Genomic DNA, 21,597 nt, shown 5'->3' on the forward strand with positions numbered 1-21,597 from the left:
AATGCAGATTACCTGGAAACGATTCGTTTCCAGGTAATCTGCGTTCTTAGGGAATCTTACGATTTTGGCACAGTAATTGCAATAATATGTAAGCCAACCGTCCTTCGGGCAGGGCGTGTACATGGAAGGAGGAAACAGTGTGGAAAAGCGAGCGGGCAGAAGATCTAACAGGAGTCTTTTTCTTAAGTACAAATCGCGAGAGACCGTAACCAGGTTTTTTAATAACCGTGAATCAAGCTGCAGAAAAATCATGGATTTCATCAGTGACGCCATTATGTTACACCAACAAGAAAGGATTAGCTATGTTAATCCGGCATTTTTAGCATTGTTTGGTTATGAGACAGCAGTTCCGCTTATTGGTATGCCGGTAGGGGAATTTGTTGCGCCTGAATATCGTGAGCAAGTTTCGCGATATGTACTAGAGGGTACTCAGGGAAAGAACATACCCCTTGCTGCAGAGATAAAGTGTATACATAGAAGCGGACTTGAATTTTACGCAGAAATAAAAGCCGCTAATTTTTCAATGCGGAGTGAACTTGTTTCTGTCATCAGCTTTTCTAATGTCACTGCGCGCAAAAGCGCAGAACAGGCATTGGCAAGCAGCAAGCGGGAAACCCGATTGCTGGCCGCAAATATGAAAGCCATCTTTGACAGTACCCGGGATTTTATCTGGGCCGTTGATAAGAATTTTAACTTGATATTTTGTAATCAGGCGCTGAAGGATCATCATATTACCCATTATGATGTAGAGCTTGACGACGGGAAAAGATTGCGGGCCGTAATGCCGCCGGAATTGTTTCATTTTTGGGAGCGAATGTATCAAAGGGCTTTGGCGGACGGGCCATTCGTAATGGAATATTCGGCATATAAAAGTGATAAATTTTTTGAATGCACCCTCAATCCTGTCTATATAGATGGTAAGGAGGCGGCAGTGGCTGTATACAGCCATGATATTACCGAACACAAGCGCGCGGAGCAGGCGTTGAAGGAGGCAAATGAACTGCTGGAAATAAAAGTTGAAGAACGGACAAATGAGTTAACCTGTTTTAATGAAGAATTGACAGCGATGAATGCAGAGGTGCTGTCAATCAATGAGGAATTGAAGCAGGCTAAAGAGGCGGCTGATGCCGCTACCAGGGCAAAGAGCGTTTTTATTGCCAATATGTCACACGAAATCCGAACGCCGATGAACGCCATCCTGGGTTTTGCGCAATTAATGCAGCGGGAGACCCAGCTGTGTTTACAGCAAAGGCAATACTTGGACAGTATTGTCTTTGCCGGTCTGCACCTGCTTGACCTAATTAACGATATTCTGGAAATGTCAAAAATCGAAGCAGGAAGGCTTACGCTGCGGCTTGCTTCGGCAGACTTGCGAATGTTGGTCCAGGATATCAAGCAAATATTTAGTCTGCGGGCCAAGGCCAAAGGTTTGGAGTTAATCGCTGATATACCGGATGACTTGCCTTATATGGCTATACTTGATGAAAGAAAACTGCGGCAAGTTTTGATCAATCTACTGGGGAATGCTGTAAAATTCACCAAGGAAGGCACAATTACCCTGCGGACGCGCGTTTTTTGCCTGGCCGGTGACGACCTTCGGCTGGAATTCGTTATTGAAGATACCGGGTGCGGGATTAGTCCCCGGGATATGAAACGTCTGTTCCAAATCTTTGAGCAGGCACAGGCCGGGTTGGCGGCCGGCAGCGGTACCGGCTTAGGTTTGGCCATTAGTCAGGAGATTGTCAGAATGATGCGGGGGGATATTACTGTCAGCAGTCAGGAGGGGAAAGGGAGTATTTTTAAGTTTCACATTCTGGCGCAAAAAACAGATGCAAGAGCCTTGCCGGCCAAAAAAGAAACGCGCCGGGTTAAGGGGGTGCGCGGTCCGGTTGTCCACCGGGCCATGATTGTGGATGATGCCGAATTAAACCGATCGCTTTTAACCGTCTGGCTTGAAACATTAGGCTTTGAGACCCGGCAGGCTGTCAATGGGCGGGAAGCCCTTGCAACCGCGTCGGCCTGGCGGCCGGATATAATACTTATGGACATGAAAATGCCGGTGATGGATGGGTTTGAGGCTATTCACCGGATCAGGGCCAGTAGCGAAATCGGGCAAGTGCCGATAATTGCTGTTACAGCATGTGCGTTTGAAGAAGAACGGCAAAGGGTTATTGATGCGGGTGCTGATGCGTTTTTATGCAAGCCTTTCGAGGAAGCCGAGCTGCTCGAAAAAATTGGCGATATTCTCCATGTGGAATATGAGTATGAGACCATTCCGGCGGATGAGCTTGGCCCACAGGACATACAAAGAAACTTCACTCTGAAGCCGGAACGGTTGAGTACATTGCCGTCCGGGCTTGTTCGTAGTTTGCGAAATGCAGTGTTAGAAGGCGATTATTATGGAATGCTTGCGCTGGCCGAGCAGGTGAGGCTTTATGAACCTAACTTAGCGGACGAGCTTAAGCAAATGACTCAACAATATCAGTTTGAGCAACTCATAGACTTATTATCAGGAGGAGAATTTTGATGCAAACTTTTCTGCAGAACCAATATGAAGCCACGATCTTGATTGTGGATGATACTCCGGCTAATCTGGAAGTGCTTGCAACCATGCTCAAGGCCCGTGGTTATCAGATCAGGATTGCGCCCAGCGGCCGCTTGGCGCTGCAGTTTGTCGCGCGTACTCAGCCGGATTTAATCCTGCTTGACATTTCCATGCCGGATATGGACGGGTACGAGGTCTGCCGGCGGTTAAAAGAGCATGAAACCTGGCGATCCATACCGGTTATATTTATCAGCGCTCTGAACAACACGCAGGGGAAATTGCGTTCATTCGCCGCCGGCGGCGTGGATTATATCACCAAGCCTTTTCATTGCGCCGAGGTGGAAGCGCGGGTGGAGACCCATATTAAGCTCAATCTTTATCAGCGCTACCTGGAAGTAATGATTGAGAAAAAGGCCTGTGAGCTTGCTCAGGCTCAGGAGAAGGTAGCCAGGGCGGAAAAAATAAGCATAGTCGGTGTTATGTCCGCAGGCATTGCACACGAGATTAATCAACCGCTGAATGCCATCAAACTAATTTCCAGTAATCTGGTGCTGTCGCATGCTGAGGGGAGAAAACGGGATATTAGTGAATATGTTGATAATATGAAGGAAATATCGCGTCAGGCAGACCGGATCAAAGACAGCATTGAGCATCTGCGCGCTTTTATCCGCAATGACCGCAAGCATTTGCACTCCTTAAACCTGAATGCCGTTATTGGCAACGTTCTGAGAATAGTGGGCAAGCAACTAAACAGTCATGGTATTCGTATTACGCTTAGCCTGCAAAAAGATTTGGCGGACATATGGGCGACAACCACTGGCTTGGAGACTGTCTTGATTAACCTGCTGATTAACAGCATGCACGCCCTGGGTACGCTGGAACCATCTGATAGGAGCATTACTGTAAAGACATATATGAACAGGGATATCATACTGGAAGTCATGGACAATGGCCCGGGAATTGCATCTGAGCTTAGGACAAGAATCTTTGAGCCCTTTGTTTCTGCCCAAAATAGCGCTGATAATCTGGGCCTGGGTCTTGCGATTGCCAATAATATCATATCTTCTTATAAAGGCCGGATTGAGCTGGTTTCCGGTGCTGAGAGCCGGACTGTATTCAGGGTTATTTTTCCCGTAGGCAAGGAGGCGTAAAACATGCGGGTATTATTAGTAGACGATGACCGGGACAGCCGGGCTGTTGTAAAATGGTTTTTACAGGACCGTCACTGCGAGGTGACCGAATGCGCCAGTGGGGCTGAAGCGCTGTCTCAATTTGACAGAGCGGATTATCCAATGGTGCTGTCCGATATCCATATGCCGGGCATGTCAGGCATTGATCTGGCAAAAGCTATCAAACAACTGCCGGATGGCTGGCGGACAGATATTATTCTTTTTACCGGCTATGCGGATATGGAATCTGCCGTTGCCGCTTTGCGGGCCGGAGCGTATGATTATCTGCAAAAGCCGGTTGATGCGCAGGAACTGGCAGTGACAATTGAACGGGTGGCCGAGCATCAGGCTCTGCTCAGAGAGAACAAAAAGCTTACTGACCGGTTTCAGGATGAAGTCTGTGCGGCAACGGAAGAAACCAGGCGCGAGCTTTCCCTGATGAAAAAGGTTCTGGCAGAATCCAGCATCGGTAAAGTGGGGGTTTTCGGGGAAATTACCCGCGGCCTGATGGCGCAGGCACAAAAATTTCATACCGACCGGTCTATGCCGGTGCTTATACAAGGAGAAACCGGCGTCGGGAAGGAGATCATCGCCAAAGCCATTCATTACGGAACGACAACAGGCCAATTGGAAAGCAGGCCTTTTGTGGACCTTAATTGCGGAGCTTTGACCCCCTCGCTGTTTGAAAGCGAAATGTTTGGTTATGAACCCGGTGCGTTTACCGGCAGTCAGGTCAGAGGCGCAAAAGGGAAATTTGACATAGCGCAGACCGGTACGTTATTTCTTGATGAAATCACTGAAATTCCGCTCAACTTACAGGCCAAACTGCTGCGGGTACTCCAGGAAAAAGAGTTTTATCGGGTGGGCGGCTTAAAAAAGATTGCCACCGACATCCGGATTATTTGCGCCACTAATTTATCTCTTGAAGAACAAGTTGAAAAGGGTACCTTCCGCAGGGATCTCTACTATCGCCTGAAAGTTGGCCAAATCGTCGTTCCGCCTTTACGGGAGCGAAAAGAAGAGATAGTGGCGTTGGCTACGGCTTTTCTGCTTGACAACGCCCGGCAAAAAAAGAAGCGGTTCCAACGGATCTCTCCGGCTGCTGCCGGTTTGCTGGCAGAATATCTGTGGCCGGGAAATATAAGAGAATTAAAGAATGTTCTCGAATATGTGGTTTTTGCTTATGATGCGGAGGAATTGCAGGCGTCCCACCTTAGCAAACTGCTGCGGGTCGAGAACCGGAGCCGGACGGACGGGCAGCCGCCAGCAAAGCGGCATATGATTCTGCCTTTTCCCGCCGGCGGATATTCTCTAAAGAGTTTTTGTGATGATATTGTGGACGAGGTTTTGGCTGCTCATGACGGCGACCATGCCGCCGCCGCCGGTTATCTGGGAATTTCTCTGCGGGCCTTGTTTTACCGCCTGCAAAAAAAGCGTTTTAAAGAAAAAAGAAAACCGCTGTGAAGGTACCTTCATGCAAAAACTGCAGTACTACTGCAGTTTTTTGTATGAATTTGTACAAATTTGTACAAATCTGCAAGTTTAGTGCTTCCCCGAAACAGTGGTTTTTTATTGGACTACTTTAAACATGTACTGAAAAGACAGGCGATAGCTATAGTATAAAAATATTATTCGGGAAAGCGTGCCTGGTGTGGCACGCTTTTTGCTTTTATAACTGGTTTAACGGCGTGCTTCACAATACAAGGGGGTGGCGATTGATGCAGGCGGCAGGTACAGCTTAAAAGCAGAAAGAGCAGGGATTCTTAATGTGGAGTAACTGTCTCAGGAAGGATCAACGCAGCTAGTGAACGATCGATAAAAGGAGAAGATGACATGAACTTTTTTGCTGATATGAAAGTAAGCCAAAAATTGGGTATATTAATTCTTGTTGCCTTCCTGTCGTTAGGTACCGTAGGCTGGACGGGATATTACTATCTCCGGCAGGCCAGTACGGATATGAATACTATGTATGATGAACGGCTGGTGCCGGTTCAGCTTCTCGGCGAGACTGTGGCATGTGTCCGGGCCGTTAACGGGGCGGTACTGGAATTGATGCTGGCCACCGATGTTAAGAAAAACCAAGAATTGAAAAAACGAATGGATGAAAATTCAAAAATAATCGCAGATAACCTGTCCGCAGTTGAAAAATTGCCGCTGGATGCAAAAGCGAGCGATTTATTGAAAAAATTACAGGCATCAAGGCAAAAGAACAGTACCGCCAGAAGTCAGGTCCTCGAATTGTCCATGCAAAACAAAAATGCGGAAGCCTATGAGCTCTATGTTAATGTTGTCAGCCCGTTAACGACCGAGTATGTTGTGGATTTACGCAATCTTGCCGAGTATTATACCAAATTATCCGGACAGATGAATGCTGAAAATCAGGCGACAACCGCAAAGGCCACAAACATCTCAATAGGGGTTATCGTCACAGCCTTTTTGTTATTAGGCCTAAGCGGTTTGTTTATTGGCAGACTGATAACAAGGCCCTTGCAAATGATGGTAACCATTTGTGAAGAACTTGCTGCCGGGGATTTTCGCGATAAATCTCACCAACTGCTGCGAAAAGATGAAATCGGTCAGCTAGCCGAGGCTTTGGTCAGTATGCGAAACAGTCTCCGGACTGTTCTGAAACAGGTTAATGAATCGGCCGAGCAGGTAGCGGCCTCCTCGGAAGAATTGACTGCTGGCGCTGAACAGTCGGCTCAGGCCGTAACGCAGGTAGCTCAATCCATTAGTGATGTGGCCAAAGGCGCAGAAGAGCAGTTAAAGGCAGTGGACGAAACTTCCGCCGTGGTTGAGCAAATGTCAGCCGGCATCCAGCAAATTGCCGCCAGTGCCAGCCAGGTAGCCGGCAATTCAGCGCAAGCCGCTGACCGGGCGAAAGCAGGCGATAAATCTGTGGAGCAGGCCGTCGGCCAAATGGCGCAGATTGAGCAGACAGTCAGCAATTCAGCGCAGGTTGTTTCAAAATTGGGCGAGAGATCCAAAGAAATCGGCCAGATTGTCGATACTATATCCGGTATCGCCGGGCAGACAAACCTGCTGGCTCTTAATGCCGCTATTGAGGCTGCCAGAGCGGGTGAGCAAGGGAGAGGCTTCGCCGTTGTCGCCGAGGAAGTTCGTAAGCTGGCAGAGCAATCGCAAGATGCGGCCAAGCAAATCTCTACGCTGATTGGTGAAATTCAGGGAGATACAAACAAGGCGGTTGTAGCCATGGATGAAGGGACCCGCGAGGTTAAAGTAGGGACCGAAGTTGTGACAACGGCCGGCCTCGCCTTTAAGGAAATTACCGAACTGGTATTGCGCGTATCAGAACAGGTCAAGGAAATTTCGGCGGCTATCCAGCAAATGGCCGGCGGCAGTCAGCAAATCGTGGAATCGGTCAAAGAAATTGACGGGCATAGTAAAAAAGCCGTTGGCCAAGCCCAGACGGTGTCGGCGGCCACAGAGGAACAATCGGCAACTATGGAGGAAATCGCCTCATCCAGCCAGAGTCTGGCCAGCCTGGCCCAGCAGCTCCAGACAGTAGTCAGCCATTTCCGGGTTTAGTTATAGGGAAAGGACGGAGAATATCCATGGCATCTGAACAATTCGTTATTTTTCAGCTGGCAGCAGAGGAATATGCCGTTTCCATATCACAGGTCAAGGAAATTATCCGCTATAACGGCGCTACTAAGCTGCCGGCTGCACCTAACTATATGGCCGGAATTATAAATCTGCGCGGCAAGGTAATTCCGGTTGTGGATTTGATTGGTAAGTTTGCGCTGCTGTTTGAAAAAAAGCTTGACAGGCAAGTGCTTATTGTAGAGGCGGCAGGCCAGGAAGTGGGGCTTGTGGTAGATGCTGTTACCGAAGTAATACGGCTGGAGGCAAATGCAATCGAAGCAGCTAACGGAATAGCACAGTCCAAGGAGTATATCAGCGCCATAGGCAAGGTGGACAAAAGACTGCTGATCATCTTGGATTTGGATATACTGTTTAACCAAGCGGAAATGTCGGCGCTGCGAGATGCGGGTAAGCGCGCCTGTTGATGTTCTGCTAGTAGTCAAGACGCTAGGCTTCATTTGGTGCTGACAATGCAAAATAATAACAACAAAATTTGCATTGGTATGCAGTTTTTGAAAATTTTGATTCCCCGGGGAATGCTATATTCCCGGGGAATCGTGTTTTCTTACGGTGCTTAATTTTTGGCACACTTATTGCACTATACGCAGGTAATGCTTCTAAATAAGATATAGGAGTAGATTATGAATGTATTATTAATTGATGATGACGAGGGTTCTTTGTTAGGCATGAAATTTGCGATTGAAATGATGGGGTATTGCTGTGATGATTACTTGTGTCCTGTGGAAGCGGTAGCGAAATATTTGCCCGAGAGATACGATGTCGCTGTTATTGACTATCAAATGCCCGGTTTAAACGGCTTCGAGGTATTGAGGAAAATTCGCGCTAAGAGTCCGGCGCTCAGGGCTATTATTATTTCGGGGTGCGCCAATTTCACAGACAAGCCCGAAGGCCAGCCTTATATATTTCTGCAAAAGCCATTGGGTGAGGATTTTTTTCAGCAGTTAAAAGAATTCGAAACAAGCATAAAGGATAATAATTAACCGAATTTGTGCAAAACGCTGTAAGTAACAGGTATTGGTATTACGTAGCAAACTATACATAGGGGAGCGGGTATATTATGACTAGGAAAAGAATTCCGATAGTGATGCAGCTGGGTGCTATGTTTGGGATAGCTATTTTACTGCTGATGTCGGCGATTGGAACACTTGTTTATAATTACCACAAAACTGCCCAGGAGTTTGGTCAGTTGTTCAATCATACTGTGGTGCGTACGATGGTCATTAAAACAGCGCAAAATGATTTTAGCAGCAGCTTAGCCAGTGCCCGGGCATATGTGAATGATTCTGACAATAAATTTGAAAAAATGGCCAAGGCGGACGTGGCAAAAAGCTATGAGGCTATCAAAGACTTTACAGTTACCACTAAAGCGGCAGAAACCAGGCCGGAAGCTGAAAAACTGGAAAAAATGCTGGACGAGTACATCGTATTACTTGAGAAGCTGATTGTAGCCAAACGGACCAATGATACCGGTCTTGGCGGTATGCTGACTCAGGGTGCGACGCTTGCCGGGCAAATTGACCAGCAGTTTGATAAAACGGTGGAAGCTCAGGACAAAACCTTAAAAGCCAAGACGTCGTCTTTGCTTGCAGACGTTTCCCGGGACGTAATCCTGTTTTTGACTCTCAGTGTGGTGGCAAGTATTGCGGCTATTGCGATGGCGGCCTGGTACAGCCTGAATACCGTAAAAAGGATTAAGAACGTTCAGGCCGAGCTGGCGGCTATCAGCAATCTGGATCTATCCACCGCGGAACTTAAACCGGCAAGAAATGATGAAATCGGTGACATTACTGTCGATTTGGCAGCTATGAAAAAAGCGTTAGTTGCCATGGTTTATCAGATAAAAAATAATGCCGATACGCTGGCGGCGTCCAGCGAGGAGCTAACGGCCACAGTGGAAGAGCAATTGCGGGGGACAGAGGCGATAGCCGGAACAATAAATGAAATTGCAACCGGATCTGTGCAAAATACCAATCATATCAATGATATTTCAGCTGTAGTTGAACAAGTCTCGGCCGGGACGGAAACAATGAGCGCCAATGCGGCTGAAGTTAACCGGAATACGTTTAATGCGGTGGCTGACGCCAATAATGGCGTCAGCCTGATCCAAAAGGTTGTCGAGCAAAACGGGACTATCGAAACTACAATGTCCGGTATTACGCGGATAGCGGCTTCACTGGTCAAAGGCTCTGCCGATATTCAGGAAATTGTAACTGTTATTAGAAATATTGCCGGACAAACCAATCTGCTGGCTCTAAATGCAGCCATTGAGGCGGCCCGGGCGGGTGAAGCCGGGCGGGGGTTTGCCGTAGTGGCCGATGAAGTGCGGAAACTGGCCGAACAAAGTGCGGCAGCCACCAATCACATCGGGGAAATTATCGAAAAAATGACGGCAGACATAAGCTTGGCAGTCCAGAGTGTGGATGCTGCGAACAAAGAAGTGGCGGCCGGAAAGACGGTAACCAGCGAAGCGCAGCGGGGCTATCAGGCTATTATTGCCAAGCTGGGTCATGTTAAGGCTGGTATCGAGCAAATCGCATTGTCAGTTGATGAAACAGCCAAAGGCATGCAAACCATTGTCGCCGGCGTGCAGAGCATAAGTGCCGTCGCCGAAGAGACAACAGCAAGTACCGAGACCGTAGCGGCGTCTGCCGAGGAACAAAATGCCAGCATGCAGGAAATTAATGCCAGTGCCGACGAACTGGCCAAGAGGGCGACTGAGCTAAACGGTATAGTGGCTCAATTCAGGGTTAAGTAGAAATAAGCGGCTGGCCCGCTTATTTTTTGTTGTTATTTTCCAGTTGCCCGGCGGACGAAATTTACAAGGATTCCGTATATCTATAACGAAGTAGTATCCATAGATTGCATGTGGAAAAAATGGGGGTAAAAATGGGTAAACGCTGGATTCTGTTAATCGTTTTTGGTGTGGGCCTGTTTTGTATATACAGTTTTGACCGGATTTACTGCGAACAGGAAACTGAGCGCTATGCCTGGGTATTTGACCGGTTTAACGAACGTCTGGAGAGAAATTTGCAGGAGGATATAGAGCAAAGTCTGAATAGCGTTGAGAATTTGCAGGCATTCATGCTGGCGGGTGAAGCGCTGCCAGATGAGCAAGCCTTTGTACGCTTTGCGGCCAGCTCACTAACGCATTATCCGGAAATTATGGATATGGCCTACTCGGATGAAAATAATATTGTGCGCTATGTTTATGCAGTAAAGCCTGCCGTAACCGAGGAAGGCGCCGATCTGGCCGCTATCGGTAAATACCCTTATTTTCTCACTGCGGCGGGCAAGGCCCGGCAGGAGCAGACTGTAACAATTAATCGGATGCCTGTCCGCAGTCTGCAGGGCGAAGCTGTTTTTGGACTCCGGGCGCCGCTTTTTCACGGCAATCAGTTTCGGGGGATGGTCTGGACATCTTTTGCACCTGAAAAGACTATCCGGGAAGCACTCGCTAAAGTAGACCCCTCCATAGCGAGTAACGCGGGAAACTATTATATTGAAATCAGCACGAAAGACGGCGGATTGCTCTATGAGTTCAATCAACTGGCGCCCGACTCGCCTGTCGGGAATTTCATTGTTGCTGTTGCCGATACCGAATGGCTGGTAAAAACCGGCTGGAGCCGTCCGCCGCGGCCTAGCATCTATATCCGCGGTCTAATCTGGGGATTAGGCAGCAGTGTACTTATCCTACTGCTCTTGCTCCATAATACTATGTTGCGCAGGCAAACCTGGCTTACGCAGGCCGTAGCGGAGAAAACCCGGGAACTTCTGCTGAAAAATAAACAACTGGAAATAGCCGTTTTTCAGCACGAACAAACCGGGCAGGCACTGCTGAAGAGTGAGCAGCGGCTGGCCGCCTTGCTGGCTGCCGTTCCTGACAAATTGCTGAGGGTAAGCCGGGAAGGGGTGATTTTGGATATTGAAGTAAAAAATCCCGGGGAGTTGTATCGGCCGCGCGATAAAATGCTAAACAAAAACATAACCGATGTGTTACCGGACGCTGTCTGTCAAAGGCTCATTGAGACCGGGGAAAAAGTGCTCGCTACCGGTGAACCGGCAACTGTGGAGTATCAACTGGCAGTCAATGGTGCTAAAAGAGACTATGAATCCCGTATGGCTGTAAGCCAAAAGGACGAGATATTAGTTATTGTGCGTGACGTTACTGAACAGAAGCAGGACGAAGCCTGCGAACGTTTGCTAACGGAAATATCAGCAAGAGTGCTTGCTGAAGCAAGCATGGAATCTATTCTTAGATACACCTGCGAGCAACTGGTTGCCACTTTTCCGATCACTTTAGTAAGGGTAATACTGACAGAGGATGGCGACAACGTTAAAATAAGTGTTGCGGCCGGCAAGCTGGCGGTGAAGCGGCAAGATAGTGATCTAAACTCTAAGGAGAAAGATTCGCTAAGCAGTGCGGCTATTCAAAAAGGCATACTGCAGGTAGTGCAGCGCAGGAATAAGTTATCACCCTGGCAGGAGAAACTAATTGACGAGTTGCAGGTGGACAGAACCGAGATCCAGGCGGAGATTGCCATGCCTATTGTTCTCAAAGACCGCACAGTCGGTGCGTTTTATCTCATAAGCAGCAAGCCCGACTATTGGGATGAACGCATCATAGCCAGGCTGCGGCGTTTTTCTGATCAGATGACTATGGCCATTAGTGCGGCAAGTGACCGGCAGCGTCTCAGACTTTTGATTGCCGGTTTGGAAGCTGCCGCCAACGCCATTGTCATTACCGGCCGGGACGGTAGTATTGAATGGATCAATCCGGCCTTTTCCAGTCAAACAGGGTATACGGAACAAGAGGCTCTCGGTCAAAACCTCTTAGTATTGTCAGGTTATCAGGACGAGTCTTTCCGCCAGCATTTTTGGCAACAGCTCAATGCCCGTACTGAGGCATGGCGCGGCGAGTTTGCCCATTACCGGAAAAATGGCAGTTTCTATGATGAAGTTATGACAATAACGCCGGTATGCAATAGCTGCGGGGAAATTATTAATTTTATCGCCATAAAAGAGGATATAACCGAACAGAAATTGGCGGCAGCGGCTATGGTTAAGGCTAATGAGATCAGAACTCAGGCCGAAAAGCTGTCTTCGCTGGGAACCATGGCTGCCGGACTTTCTCATGAGATTAATCAACCGCTCAATTCTATCAAAATGCTAGCAAGCGGCATGGTTTATGCCTACCATAACGGCAAGGAGCGGCCGGTGGCTGATATTATGCGGAATGTTGAAGAAATATCTCATCAGGCGGATCGTATCAACAGTATTATCATGCATTTGCGCAGTTTTATTCGCCGGGGCAATGCCCAGTTTACTTATTGCGATGTCAACCAGGCTGTGAAAAACTCTCTTGAAATAATAGGCAGTCAGCTTACTGTCAACAAAATTCAGGTGCAGCTGGAATTAGCCGATACGCGGCTATTGGTTTATGCTGTGCCGACTGCTCTGGAAGGACTTGTTGTCAATCTGGTGTGTAATGCCATACAGTCTATGGAGTTTGTGCCCTATCAGCGCAAACAGCTGATTATTCGAACCTGGGCTAACACGAATACTATCTATCTTCGGATTGCAGACAAGGGGCCAGGGATACTTGATGATCATAAAACAAAAGTGTTTGAGCCGTTTTTTTCCACGAAACCTGGCGGTGATAATCTTGGTCTGGGTTTATTCATCGTCCAGTCAATTGTTGCATCCTGTCAGGGAACTATTGAGCTTGTATCCGGTGAGAATGAAGGTGCTGTTTTTTTGATCAGTTTTCCCGTCGCCCGGGAAGAATTCGTGTAGGAGGCTACAGAAATGGAAATATTGGTAGTTGATGATGACCGGTATAGCCGGGCTTCTGTAGCCTGGTTTCTGCGTGAGCAGGGGCATACGGTAACTGAATGCGATAACGCCAAAACAGCGCTGTCAGAATGGAAACAGGCGGATTATCCGCTGGTGCTTTCCGATATTAAGATGCCGGGGATGTCCGGGATTGAACTGGCTGAAGCCATTGCCAGCCAAACTGATAGCTGGCGTACGGACGTGGTGTTGTTTACCGGTTATGGCGATATGAAAACAGCTGTGGCTGCTTTGCGGGCCGGCGCTTATGATTATTTGCTGAAACCGGTCGATGCCCGGGAGATGGCGGCTATTGTCCAACGGGTTGCCGAGCATCAGGCGCTCTTGCGGGAAAACAGGGAGCTAACTGAAAATTTTGCTGCTCAGGTTACGCAAGCCACGCTGCGCACTGAGCAGGAATTAAGCCGTATGCGGAAAGTGGTGGCTGAGAGTGTAATGGGGAATGTCGGCTTTTTCTCACCTCAAATGAGGGATGTAGCCGAACTGGCACAGCGGTATCATGAAGACCGTTCGCTGACGGTGCTGATTCAAGGGGAAACCGGGGTTGGCAAGGAAGTTATTGCCCGCATTATTCATTATGGCTCAAGTCTTAAATCGGCTCCTGGACCGTTAGTGGAACTAAACTGTGCAGCCATTCCGCATAATTTGTTTGAGAGTGAGCTGTTCGGTTACGAAGGAGGCGCCTTTAGCGGCAGCTTGGTGAGAGGTCAGAAGGGCAAGCTGGATGCAGCCGCCAGCGGCACGCTTTTTCTGGACGAAGTCGCCGAGATGCCCCCGGAAATACAGGCTAAACTGCTCCGCGTAATCGAGACAAGGGAATATTTCCGGATCGGCGGCCTGAAAAAAATCAGGGCAGAGGTCCGCTTTATCTGTGCCACTAATGTAGATCTGGACCAAAAAATGGCGAACGGCTCGTTTCGCAAAGATTTGTATTACCGGCTGAAAGTCGGTCATCTGGTTATCCCTCCCCTGAGAGAACGGCCGGCAGACATTGTGCCGTTGGCAAGGATGTTTTTACGGGAGTTCGCTCAGACTAAGAAAAAGCAGTTTATCGACATTTCCCGCCAAGCTTGTGAATTTCTGGAGACGTATTCCTGGCCGGGAAATGTACGGGAATTGCGCAATATCATCGAATGGGCCGTATTTATGTATGATGCCAGGGAGCTACAGCCAGGACATATTGAGTCAATAGTCAAAGGGCCTGCGGCGACGGCTGCACAGGAGGGGCGGAACAGTTTCGCCGGTACCGGCTTTACACTGCCCTTGCCGCCTACAGGGTTATCCATAAAAGAATATAACGATCTGATCATACAAGCTGTCCTTGACGCTCATGCAGGTAATCAGACGGCTGCAGCCAAGTACCTGGATATGTCGCTAAGAGCTTTTTGCTATCGCTTGGAGCAGATGCGGATCCGGAAAATAGAAAGAACGGAAAGCTAGTAAACAAAATACCAGCTCAGTGTGACAATGCTTATCGCCTGCAGGCCAAAAAGCCCGGCGAGAGGCATTTTATTTTAAGGAGTCGTGCTGTAAATGGCCTATCGCTATGACAACCAGGGAAACAGTGCCATGGCAGTGCATAAGTACTAAGGTATAAGAAGCAACTGAAAATCTCTGTCGATAACAAGAAATAATTCTTAATTAAAATGCTTTTCTAATCAATAACTATTGACAAAAAATCCCTGACAGCAGTAAAATGAAATTAATACCAAACTGGTCCGGTATGTATTAGAAAAAGGTGGTGAGGGTGTGCAGCTAAATCAGGCCACAGATTACGCATTTCGTATTGTACTTTATCTGGCAGGGCTGCAGGCAGGGGAGGTGATAAGCGGCGTTACCATAGCGGAAAGCCAGAATATTCCCAGGCGGTTTATTCAGAAGATTATGCGTTCTTTGATGACAGCCGGGCTGGTAAAGTCATATCGCGGCGTTGAAGGGGGCTTTTCCCTAGCAAAACCGGCGGCGGAAATCTCGTTGCTAGATATCATAGTAGGCATGGAGGGACCGCTCGGCATTCATCGCTGTCTTGCCGAACGAAATGTCTGTACCCGCAGCTGCGAAAGGGAATGTCCGGTTCACCAGGCGCTGGCGGCTGTGCAAGAGCGGCTGGCTGCCGATTTATCCAGTATTGATTTTGCGGCGCTGGCTGCGAATTCAAAACTTAATTAGGGGGTTGGAATATGGAAGAATTAATCTTGTCCCGCTGGCAGTTTGGGATAACATCAACCTATCATTTTCTCTTTGTGCCGTTGACACTGGGGTTATCACTCATTGTAGCTATTCTGGAAACCATCTATGTCCGCACCGGCAATGAAATGTATAAGAGACAGACTAAGTTTTGGGGCAAACTATTTCTTGTCAATTTCTCTATGGGTGTCGTAACCGGTATTATTCAGGAGTTCCATTTCGGTATGAACTGGTCGGAATACGCCCGATTTATGGGGGATATTTTCGGCGCGCCGCTGGCCCTGGAAGCGCTTACCGCCTTCTTTCTCGAATCTACTTTCCTGGGACTGTGGATTTTTGGCTGGGACCGGATACCAAAAGCGTTACATGCGGCCAGCATCTGGATTGTCGCCCTTGGCAGCAATCTCTCCGCCTTATGGATTTTAATTGCCAATTCATTTATGCAGCACCCGGTAGGCTATGCAATTCAAAACGGCCGTGCCGAGATGACCGATTTTGTCGCACTTATCACCAATCCCTATGTTTTTTACCAGTTTCCGCATACTGTGTTGTCAGGCGTAGTTACTGCCGGCTTTTTTGTCTTAGCCATCAGTGCGTATCATCTTATCCGTAAAACCCATGTCGATTTCTTCCGGACATCTTTTAAACTGGGCCTGATCTGGGCGGCTGCCGGCCTGCTGCTGGTGATGGGCAGCGGTCATACGCAAACCCAGTATATTACCAAGGTTCAGCCGATGAAACTGGCCGCTGCCGAAGCGCTTTGGGAAACAACCGGTCCGGCGCCGTTTGCCGTTGCTGCTGTTATTGATGAGCAAAATAAAACCAATACAGCAGAAATAAAAATTCCGGCCTTGTTGTCGCTATTGGCTCACGATAATCCCAATACGCCGGTAAAAGGCATTAACGAACTTGAAAAAGAGTACATTGCCCAATACGGTCCGGGTAATTATATTCCAGCCGTGACACCACTGTTCTGGAGCTTCCGGATGATGGTCGTGTCAGGCAGTCTGATGCTGCTTGTTGTGCTGGTTTCTGCATTCCTGTGGTGGCGGGGCAAATTGGAATCCAATCCGTTGGTATTAAAAGCCGTGTTGTGGAGCTTGCCCTTACCGTACCTTGCCAATTCAAGCGGCTGGTTTGTGGCGGAAGCCGGCAGACAGCCCTGGATTGTATTTGGCTTGCAGAAGGTGGAACAGGCAGTGTCGCCTAATGTGGGGGCCGGCAGTATCTGGCTTTCCTTAACCGGTTTTACGCTGGTATTTGCCTTACTGGCCGCAGCCGCCGTGTACCTTGTACAAAAGTTTGTCCGGCAGGGGCCTGTGGAACCTTCTGTTACTCCTAATAAACCGGCAGCAAAGGGGGCGGCGTTATGGAGCTGAGCGTATTATGGTTTATTCTGCTGACTGTTCTGTTTATCGGCTTTTTCTTCCTGGAGGGATTTGACTATGGAGTGGGTACGCTGCTTCCTTTCCTGGGGAAAAATGATACCGAGCGCCGGATACTGATTAACACAATCGGGCCGGTGTGGGATGGCAACGAGGTTTGGATGATTACGGCCGGAGGCGCTATGTTTGCCGCTTTTCCGCATGTATATGCCACTTTGTTCAGTGGGTTCTATCTGGCGCTGTTTCTTATGCTGGTAGCGCTTATTGGCCGGGGCGTGGCTTTTGAATTTCGCAGCAAGGATGAGAATCCTGCCTGGCGCAATACCTGGGATTGGCTGATCTTTTTCGGGAGCGCCGTACCGGCGCTGTTATGGGGAGTGACGGTTACAAACCTGATTAAAGGTGTTCCCATTAATGCCAAAATGCATTATGTCGGTACCTTTTTCGATTTGCTCAGCCCGTATACCCTGGTGGGCGGGGTAGCTTTCCTGCTGGTGTTTATCTTCCACGGTGCAATGTACCTGACGCTTAAGACTGAAGGAGACCTGGTGATCCGGGCCCGCAGCGCGGCTGTTAAAGCCGGAGCGTTGGCGGCCGTATTCTGTCTGGCTCTCGTCGGCATGACCTATACCAATACTGATTTATTTGCCAGCACCGGCGCCGGGATAACGCTGTGGGGCGCTGTGGTAATGTTTGTCGGGGCGTATGGCGCAGTATTTGTTAAACGTTACGGGCTTGGTTTTATTCTGAGCAGCTTGACGGTAGCCCTGACAACAATTGCTTTCTTCTGGGGTTTATTCCCCCGGCTTATGGTTTCCAGTCTCAATCCGGCCTGGAGCCTGACAATTACTAATTCCTCATCAACGCCTTACACTTTGAAAATTATGACTGTAGCCGCACTGGCGCTGGTGCCTGTCATCCTCTTGTATCAGGGGTGGGTGTACTGGACCTTCCGTAAGCGGGTTACAGCCAAAGATCTTGAATATTAACTGCGGGTACAGGTGGTGAACATATGGCGCTGCGTGACGATGATAATGACTTTTTGCGGCAGCTTGCCTGGGTTTATCCCAGTGAGTATGTAGCTGAACTTAAGCTGCTGGCTGAAAAGGTTATCAGGGAACAGCAGGCAGCCGGCGAACGCCAGAATATCCGGGAAATTGTCTGGGGCATTATGGCAAAGCTTCAGGCCGAGGCTGAAGGCGCCTCACCGGAGCTTGATGAAGCTGCCGCCATGGCCGCTCAGGCCGAAAAAGAAGCTGTACGGGATAAGGTGCTGGCTGCGCTTAGCGCCGGCCAGCACCTTATTCCGGCCGGTATGGGGCCGGAAGCCGTATTGCCGTTGGCAGAAGCGTTCGACAGTGCTGACCATGGAATTGCTATTGCCGCGCAGGCGGCTCTTGGCCGGCTGAATGACGGTGGCGCCATCGATGCTTTGTGCCGGTTATGGGCCGAATCGCGCCGACCGGAGTTGGAAGAAATACTCTGTAACGCCGGCTATTTGGCCTCACGCCCGCTTGATCTCAGGCTGTTGACAGTGCTGAAAACAGGCGCTGACAGGTTTATGCTGGCTGAGAGCCCGGAACTGGTCCAGGCACTGTTAACAGCCGTGGATGATGGCGACAGGGTTATTGCCGGCAGGGCCAGGAGAATGCTGTTAACCCTGACTGACCGGCAGGCGATTGAGGCTGTTTGTCAGTTAGTTCTGACTGGAGAAAACAAACGTTTGAAGAATTGGGCGATCATTGCCCGGTATGCTCCGGCTCGCGACAGCCGGGCTGCGCTTTATTACTGCATCACCGGACAGTGGGATAAATATTATGCACTTGACTGGCAGGAAACGCGGCCGCTTTTAACTCAAGGGTACAGTGAGGCAACACCGGCTGAGCGGCAGCTGTTTCTTACTGCCGCCCGTCACAGTGGTCACAGCTTTTTGCTGGCCGGCTTGCTGCTGGAAAGCAGACAATGCGACGAGTATGAGGAAATTACCGATGCCGACTGGGAAGCGATGCTGGATATGCTGGCTGGTCAGGAACGATGGGCTGAACTATACCGGTTGGCCTACAAAGCGCCGGCTGGCTGGGCGGCCGAGATTGTACTGACACTCAGCAGTGCCGGTTGGCAGCCTAAGGACTGGGAACGTCCTGACTGGGAGCAAATAGTGGCTGCTTGTCCGAAAATTGTCCGGGGATTATTTGTACCTGACGGACGGCATATTGTAAGTTTGGAAAACCCGGGATTCTATGCAGATACGATGTCAATGGCTTTTCATCCCAACGGGCGTATTGCCGCTGGCGGCGGCAGCGACGGACGGCTTAGACTGTGGCAGGTTGCCAGCGGCAGCCTGTGGCGAACGGTTGATCTCCATGCCGACAGTATTACTGCCGTTGCCTTCACGCCTGACGGACGCTATCTGGCGACAGCCGGCAAAGAAGGTAAAGTACATATCTGGCAATTGCCTGATATTAAATGGGTAAGCAGCGTGTACGGACAGACGGGGCTGGTGACAGCCATGGCTGCCGGCAATCACGGAGAATTGTTGGTTGCCGCCTGTGCCGGCGGCGCAGCGCCGGTCAGAGTCTGGGCCTGGAATGGTGCAGATATGACGATTCAGGGACAATACCCGGGTAGTTTGTTTTATACAATGGCGGTAAATTTGCAGGCCAGAAGCGCCGTGGGCGGCGGCCGGGACGGTAAGCTCCGCTCGTATGCACTGGCCGGCGGCCACGGTGGAAATCGGTTATGGGCAGCCCATAACTGCCCGGTCGAGGCGCTGGTGTTTGACGGACCAGGGCGGCTGTTGGTCAGTTGCGGCGCTGACGGCATGTTGAAGATATGGCAGGCCGATAACGGTATGCTGCTCTGGAGCAAGAAGATCTCAGGCCGGCTGCTTGCCGTAAGCCCTGATGCCGCGCTGGCGGCGGTACAGAGCGACCGGGACAGCATTGCAATATATCAGTTGCGGATGACTAAGCCGCTGGCTGTGGCGACGCATGCTGACTGGCGGCAGACCGCCGATGCCGCCATGCCGGCAGATGAACCGGCAGCCAGGCAGGCCATAGCATTCTTGCACAGCTTGCTTACCGCGAAGTTTCGCTATGATATCATGTTGTAGTATTTTGGGAGGTGTGCCAATGGCTGGACGGCTGACCATTAATTTTGGCAACAGCTACACGCTGGCAGCCTTTTGGCGGCAGGAGTTCTGCCGGGCAGAGGTCTTATATATTCCGGGCATTACGCGCCCGGCTGCCGACAGGGATAAAAGGGTGTATCTGGCGCCTACGCTGATTGGTTATAAATGTACCGGCCAGGCCGCACCCTGGCTGATCGGCCAGGAGGCGGCCGAGGGCATGAGCGGCCTGGTTGATGGCCTGGCGGTATTTGGTAACTTGCAGTCTGATGTGCTTGCCGGCAAACGTGTTTTCCGCCAAACGGGCAGCCGACGCTTAAGCGTACAGGATATTGCAAGAGACTATTTAGCTGCGGTCATCAGCCGCGCCGGTCAGGCTCTAGGTCTTGTCGGGGAAGCCGTCATTACCTTTGTTATGCCTGCCGCCGCCTGCCTGTTTCCCCAGGTCTGGCAGCGGTACCGGCAATGGCTGGAAGGGACGGTACGGCAGGCAGGTTTTAGCCGGCTGGAGCTTGTGGAAGAGCCGTGGGCGGCCGCCTGGGGAGCCGGTATGCCGGTTAGACCGGGGGATGTTTATCTGGTGTTGAGTGTAAATACCGGCATGATCGAAGCCGTTATCGTGCAAGCCACTCCCGGCGACGGTGACGGTAGAGGACAAAACATCCGGGTGTTAAGTCATAAGCAGAATTTTATTGTACCTGACGAAACCAACGGCGGGGAGGAGCAGCAGGCAATCATTACCCTGCAGCAAACGCTGCGCCAGGCTGCTTTGCTGGGATATTCAGCCGCTAATCTGGCTGGAGCTGTAGTTGCCGGCGATGGCGCCAAAGACGGGATTTTAGCGGCAGTCCATAGTTTTTTTACCGGTGTTCCTGTTTTTGATCAATGCCCGCTAGCTGCCGCCGCCTGCGGCGCAATGGCCCTGAGTGCCGGCGCCGACACCTGCGGGTGCCTGCGGCATAGTTACGGCATACGTTATTTGGCAGGGGACGGGTACCGGTACCGGACGCTGATTGATGCGGGAAGCTTCTATCCCAGCGACCGCCCGGCAGCTGAATTTGCTATAAAAGCCAGTTATGACGGACAACGGGAAGTGGCTTTGTTTATTTACCGGCTGGATGACGGCACGCAGTGTCTCAATGAGGATAGGCCATTGATTCTCAAGGTTTCAGAGCCTGTTGTCCGGGGGCAAGACGTAATTAGAGTCAGTGTCAGTATGGACGGGGCCGGACAGTTGATCGCAACAGCTATTGAGGAATGCAGCGGGGCGGTGCTGGCCGACCATGCGCCGGTTGTCAAACTTGTATAAGCAGGAGGTGCGCTAATGTCGCATTTTACTCAGGTGGCAACAAAAATTAACAATAAAGAGATGTTACTAGCCTGTTTAAAGGAATTGGGTTATGAGGTGGAGGAGAAGACTTTCATTAAAGGCTACCGCGGTCAGGAGACGGCAGCCGACATTGCCGTACGTATGAAACAGGGATATGATATCGGTTTTGTCCTGGGAGCGGACGGTACGTACAGTTTTGTAACCGATTGGTTTGGTGTGCAGGGCACCAGCGAGCAGGAATTTACCACGAAAGTCCAGCAGCAATATGCACTTACCACTGTAATGGAACAGGTGCGGCGGCAGGGTTTTAATGTAGTCGGGCAGGAACGGGATGCCAGCGGGCAGATTCGTCTGACGGTGAGAAGATGGGTGTAGGG

15 protein-coding genes are annotated in these 21,597 nt (G+C 50.0%); all 15 read left to right on the forward strand.

Annotated elements, in window-relative coordinates:
- Window positions 1-139 precede the first annotated feature (139 nt).
- The 15 genes from SATMO3_RS00745 (at window position 140) to SATMO3_RS00815 (ending at window position 21,595) form a co-directional block, all read left to right on the forward strand.
- Window positions 140-2,527, forward strand: a complete 2,388-nt coding sequence (locus SATMO3_RS00745) for a response regulator (protein WP_371376119.1) — start codon at window positions 140-142, stop codon at window positions 2,525-2,527.
- Window positions 2,527-3,696 (forward strand): sensor histidine kinase, encoded by a 1,170-nt coding sequence (locus tag SATMO3_RS00750; RefSeq protein WP_371376122.1) that lies wholly within the window; start codon window positions 2,527-2,529, stop codon window positions 3,694-3,696. The genes SATMO3_RS00745 and SATMO3_RS00750 overlap by 1 nt, the downstream gene beginning before the upstream one ends.
- A gap of 3 nt (window positions 3,697-3,699) precedes the next feature.
- Entirely contained in the window at window positions 3,700-5,178 is a 1,479-nt protein-coding gene (locus SATMO3_RS00755) for a sigma-54-dependent transcriptional regulator (RefSeq protein WP_371376125.1), read from the forward strand.
- 369 nt (window positions 5,179-5,547) lie between these two features.
- Window positions 5,548-7,263: a methyl-accepting chemotaxis protein gene (locus SATMO3_RS00760; protein ID WP_371376127.1), complete on the forward strand. Its 1,716-nt coding sequence runs from the start codon at window positions 5,548-5,550 to the stop codon at window positions 7,261-7,263.
- A gap of 26 nt (window positions 7,264-7,289) precedes the next feature.
- Window positions 7,290-7,745, forward strand: a complete 456-nt coding sequence (locus tag SATMO3_RS00765) for a chemotaxis protein CheW (RefSeq protein WP_371376130.1) — start codon at window positions 7,290-7,292, stop codon at window positions 7,743-7,745.
- A 216-nt stretch (window positions 7,746-7,961) separates the two neighbouring features.
- Window positions 7,962-8,321, forward strand: a complete 360-nt coding sequence (locus SATMO3_RS00770) for a response regulator (protein WP_371376133.1) — start codon at window positions 7,962-7,964, stop codon at window positions 8,319-8,321.
- Between the two features lie 77 nt (window positions 8,322-8,398).
- Complete coding sequence (locus SATMO3_RS00775; RefSeq protein ID WP_371376135.1) at window positions 8,399-10,096, forward strand: methyl-accepting chemotaxis protein; 1,698 nt, start codon at window positions 8,399-8,401, stop codon at window positions 10,094-10,096.
- A 131-nt stretch (window positions 10,097-10,227) separates the two neighbouring features.
- On the forward strand, window positions 10,228-13,134 hold the full coding sequence (locus SATMO3_RS00780) for a PAS domain S-box protein (protein WP_371376137.1): 2,907 nt from the start codon (window positions 10,228-10,230) through the stop codon (window positions 13,132-13,134).
- Between the two features lie 12 nt (window positions 13,135-13,146).
- Window positions 13,147-14,631, forward strand: coding sequence for a sigma-54-dependent transcriptional regulator (locus SATMO3_RS00785; protein ID WP_371376140.1), 1,485 nt, complete (start codon window positions 13,147-13,149; stop codon window positions 14,629-14,631).
- Window positions 14,632-14,940: 309 nt separating this feature from the next.
- A complete protein-coding gene (locus SATMO3_RS00790; protein ID WP_371376142.1) occupies window positions 14,941-15,360 on the forward strand; it encodes an Rrf2 family transcriptional regulator in 420 nt (139 codons plus the stop codon).
- Window positions 15,361-15,371: 11 nt separating this feature from the next.
- Window positions 15,372-16,757 (forward strand): cytochrome ubiquinol oxidase subunit I, encoded by a 1,386-nt coding sequence (locus SATMO3_RS00795; RefSeq protein WP_371376146.1) that lies wholly within the window; start codon window positions 15,372-15,374, stop codon window positions 16,755-16,757.
- Window positions 16,748-17,752, forward strand: coding sequence for a cytochrome d ubiquinol oxidase subunit II (cydB, locus tag SATMO3_RS00800; protein ID WP_371376149.1), 1,005 nt, complete (start codon window positions 16,748-16,750; stop codon window positions 17,750-17,752). Before SATMO3_RS00795 ends, cydB begins: the two co-directional genes overlap by 10 nt.
- 23 nt (window positions 17,753-17,775) lie before the next feature.
- On the forward strand, window positions 17,776-19,875 hold the full coding sequence (locus SATMO3_RS00805) for a WD40 repeat domain-containing protein (protein WP_371376151.1): 2,100 nt from the start codon (window positions 17,776-17,778) through the stop codon (window positions 19,873-19,875).
- A gap of 19 nt (window positions 19,876-19,894) precedes the next feature.
- Entirely contained in the window at window positions 19,895-21,199 is a 1,305-nt protein-coding gene (locus tag SATMO3_RS00810) for a hypothetical protein (RefSeq protein WP_371376154.1), read from the forward strand.
- A gap of 15 nt (window positions 21,200-21,214) precedes the next feature.
- On the forward strand, window positions 21,215-21,595 hold the full coding sequence (locus SATMO3_RS00815; RefSeq protein ID WP_371376156.1) for a DUF1257 domain-containing protein: 381 nt from the start codon (window positions 21,215-21,217) through the stop codon (window positions 21,593-21,595).
- The last annotated feature ends 2 nt before the right edge of the window (window positions 21,596-21,597 follow it).

Source organism: Sporomusa aerivorans, assembly GCF_041428895.1.
In the GTDB taxonomy this organism is placed as follows: Bacteria; Bacillota; Negativicutes; order Sporomusales; family Sporomusaceae; genus Sporomusa; species Sporomusa aerivorans.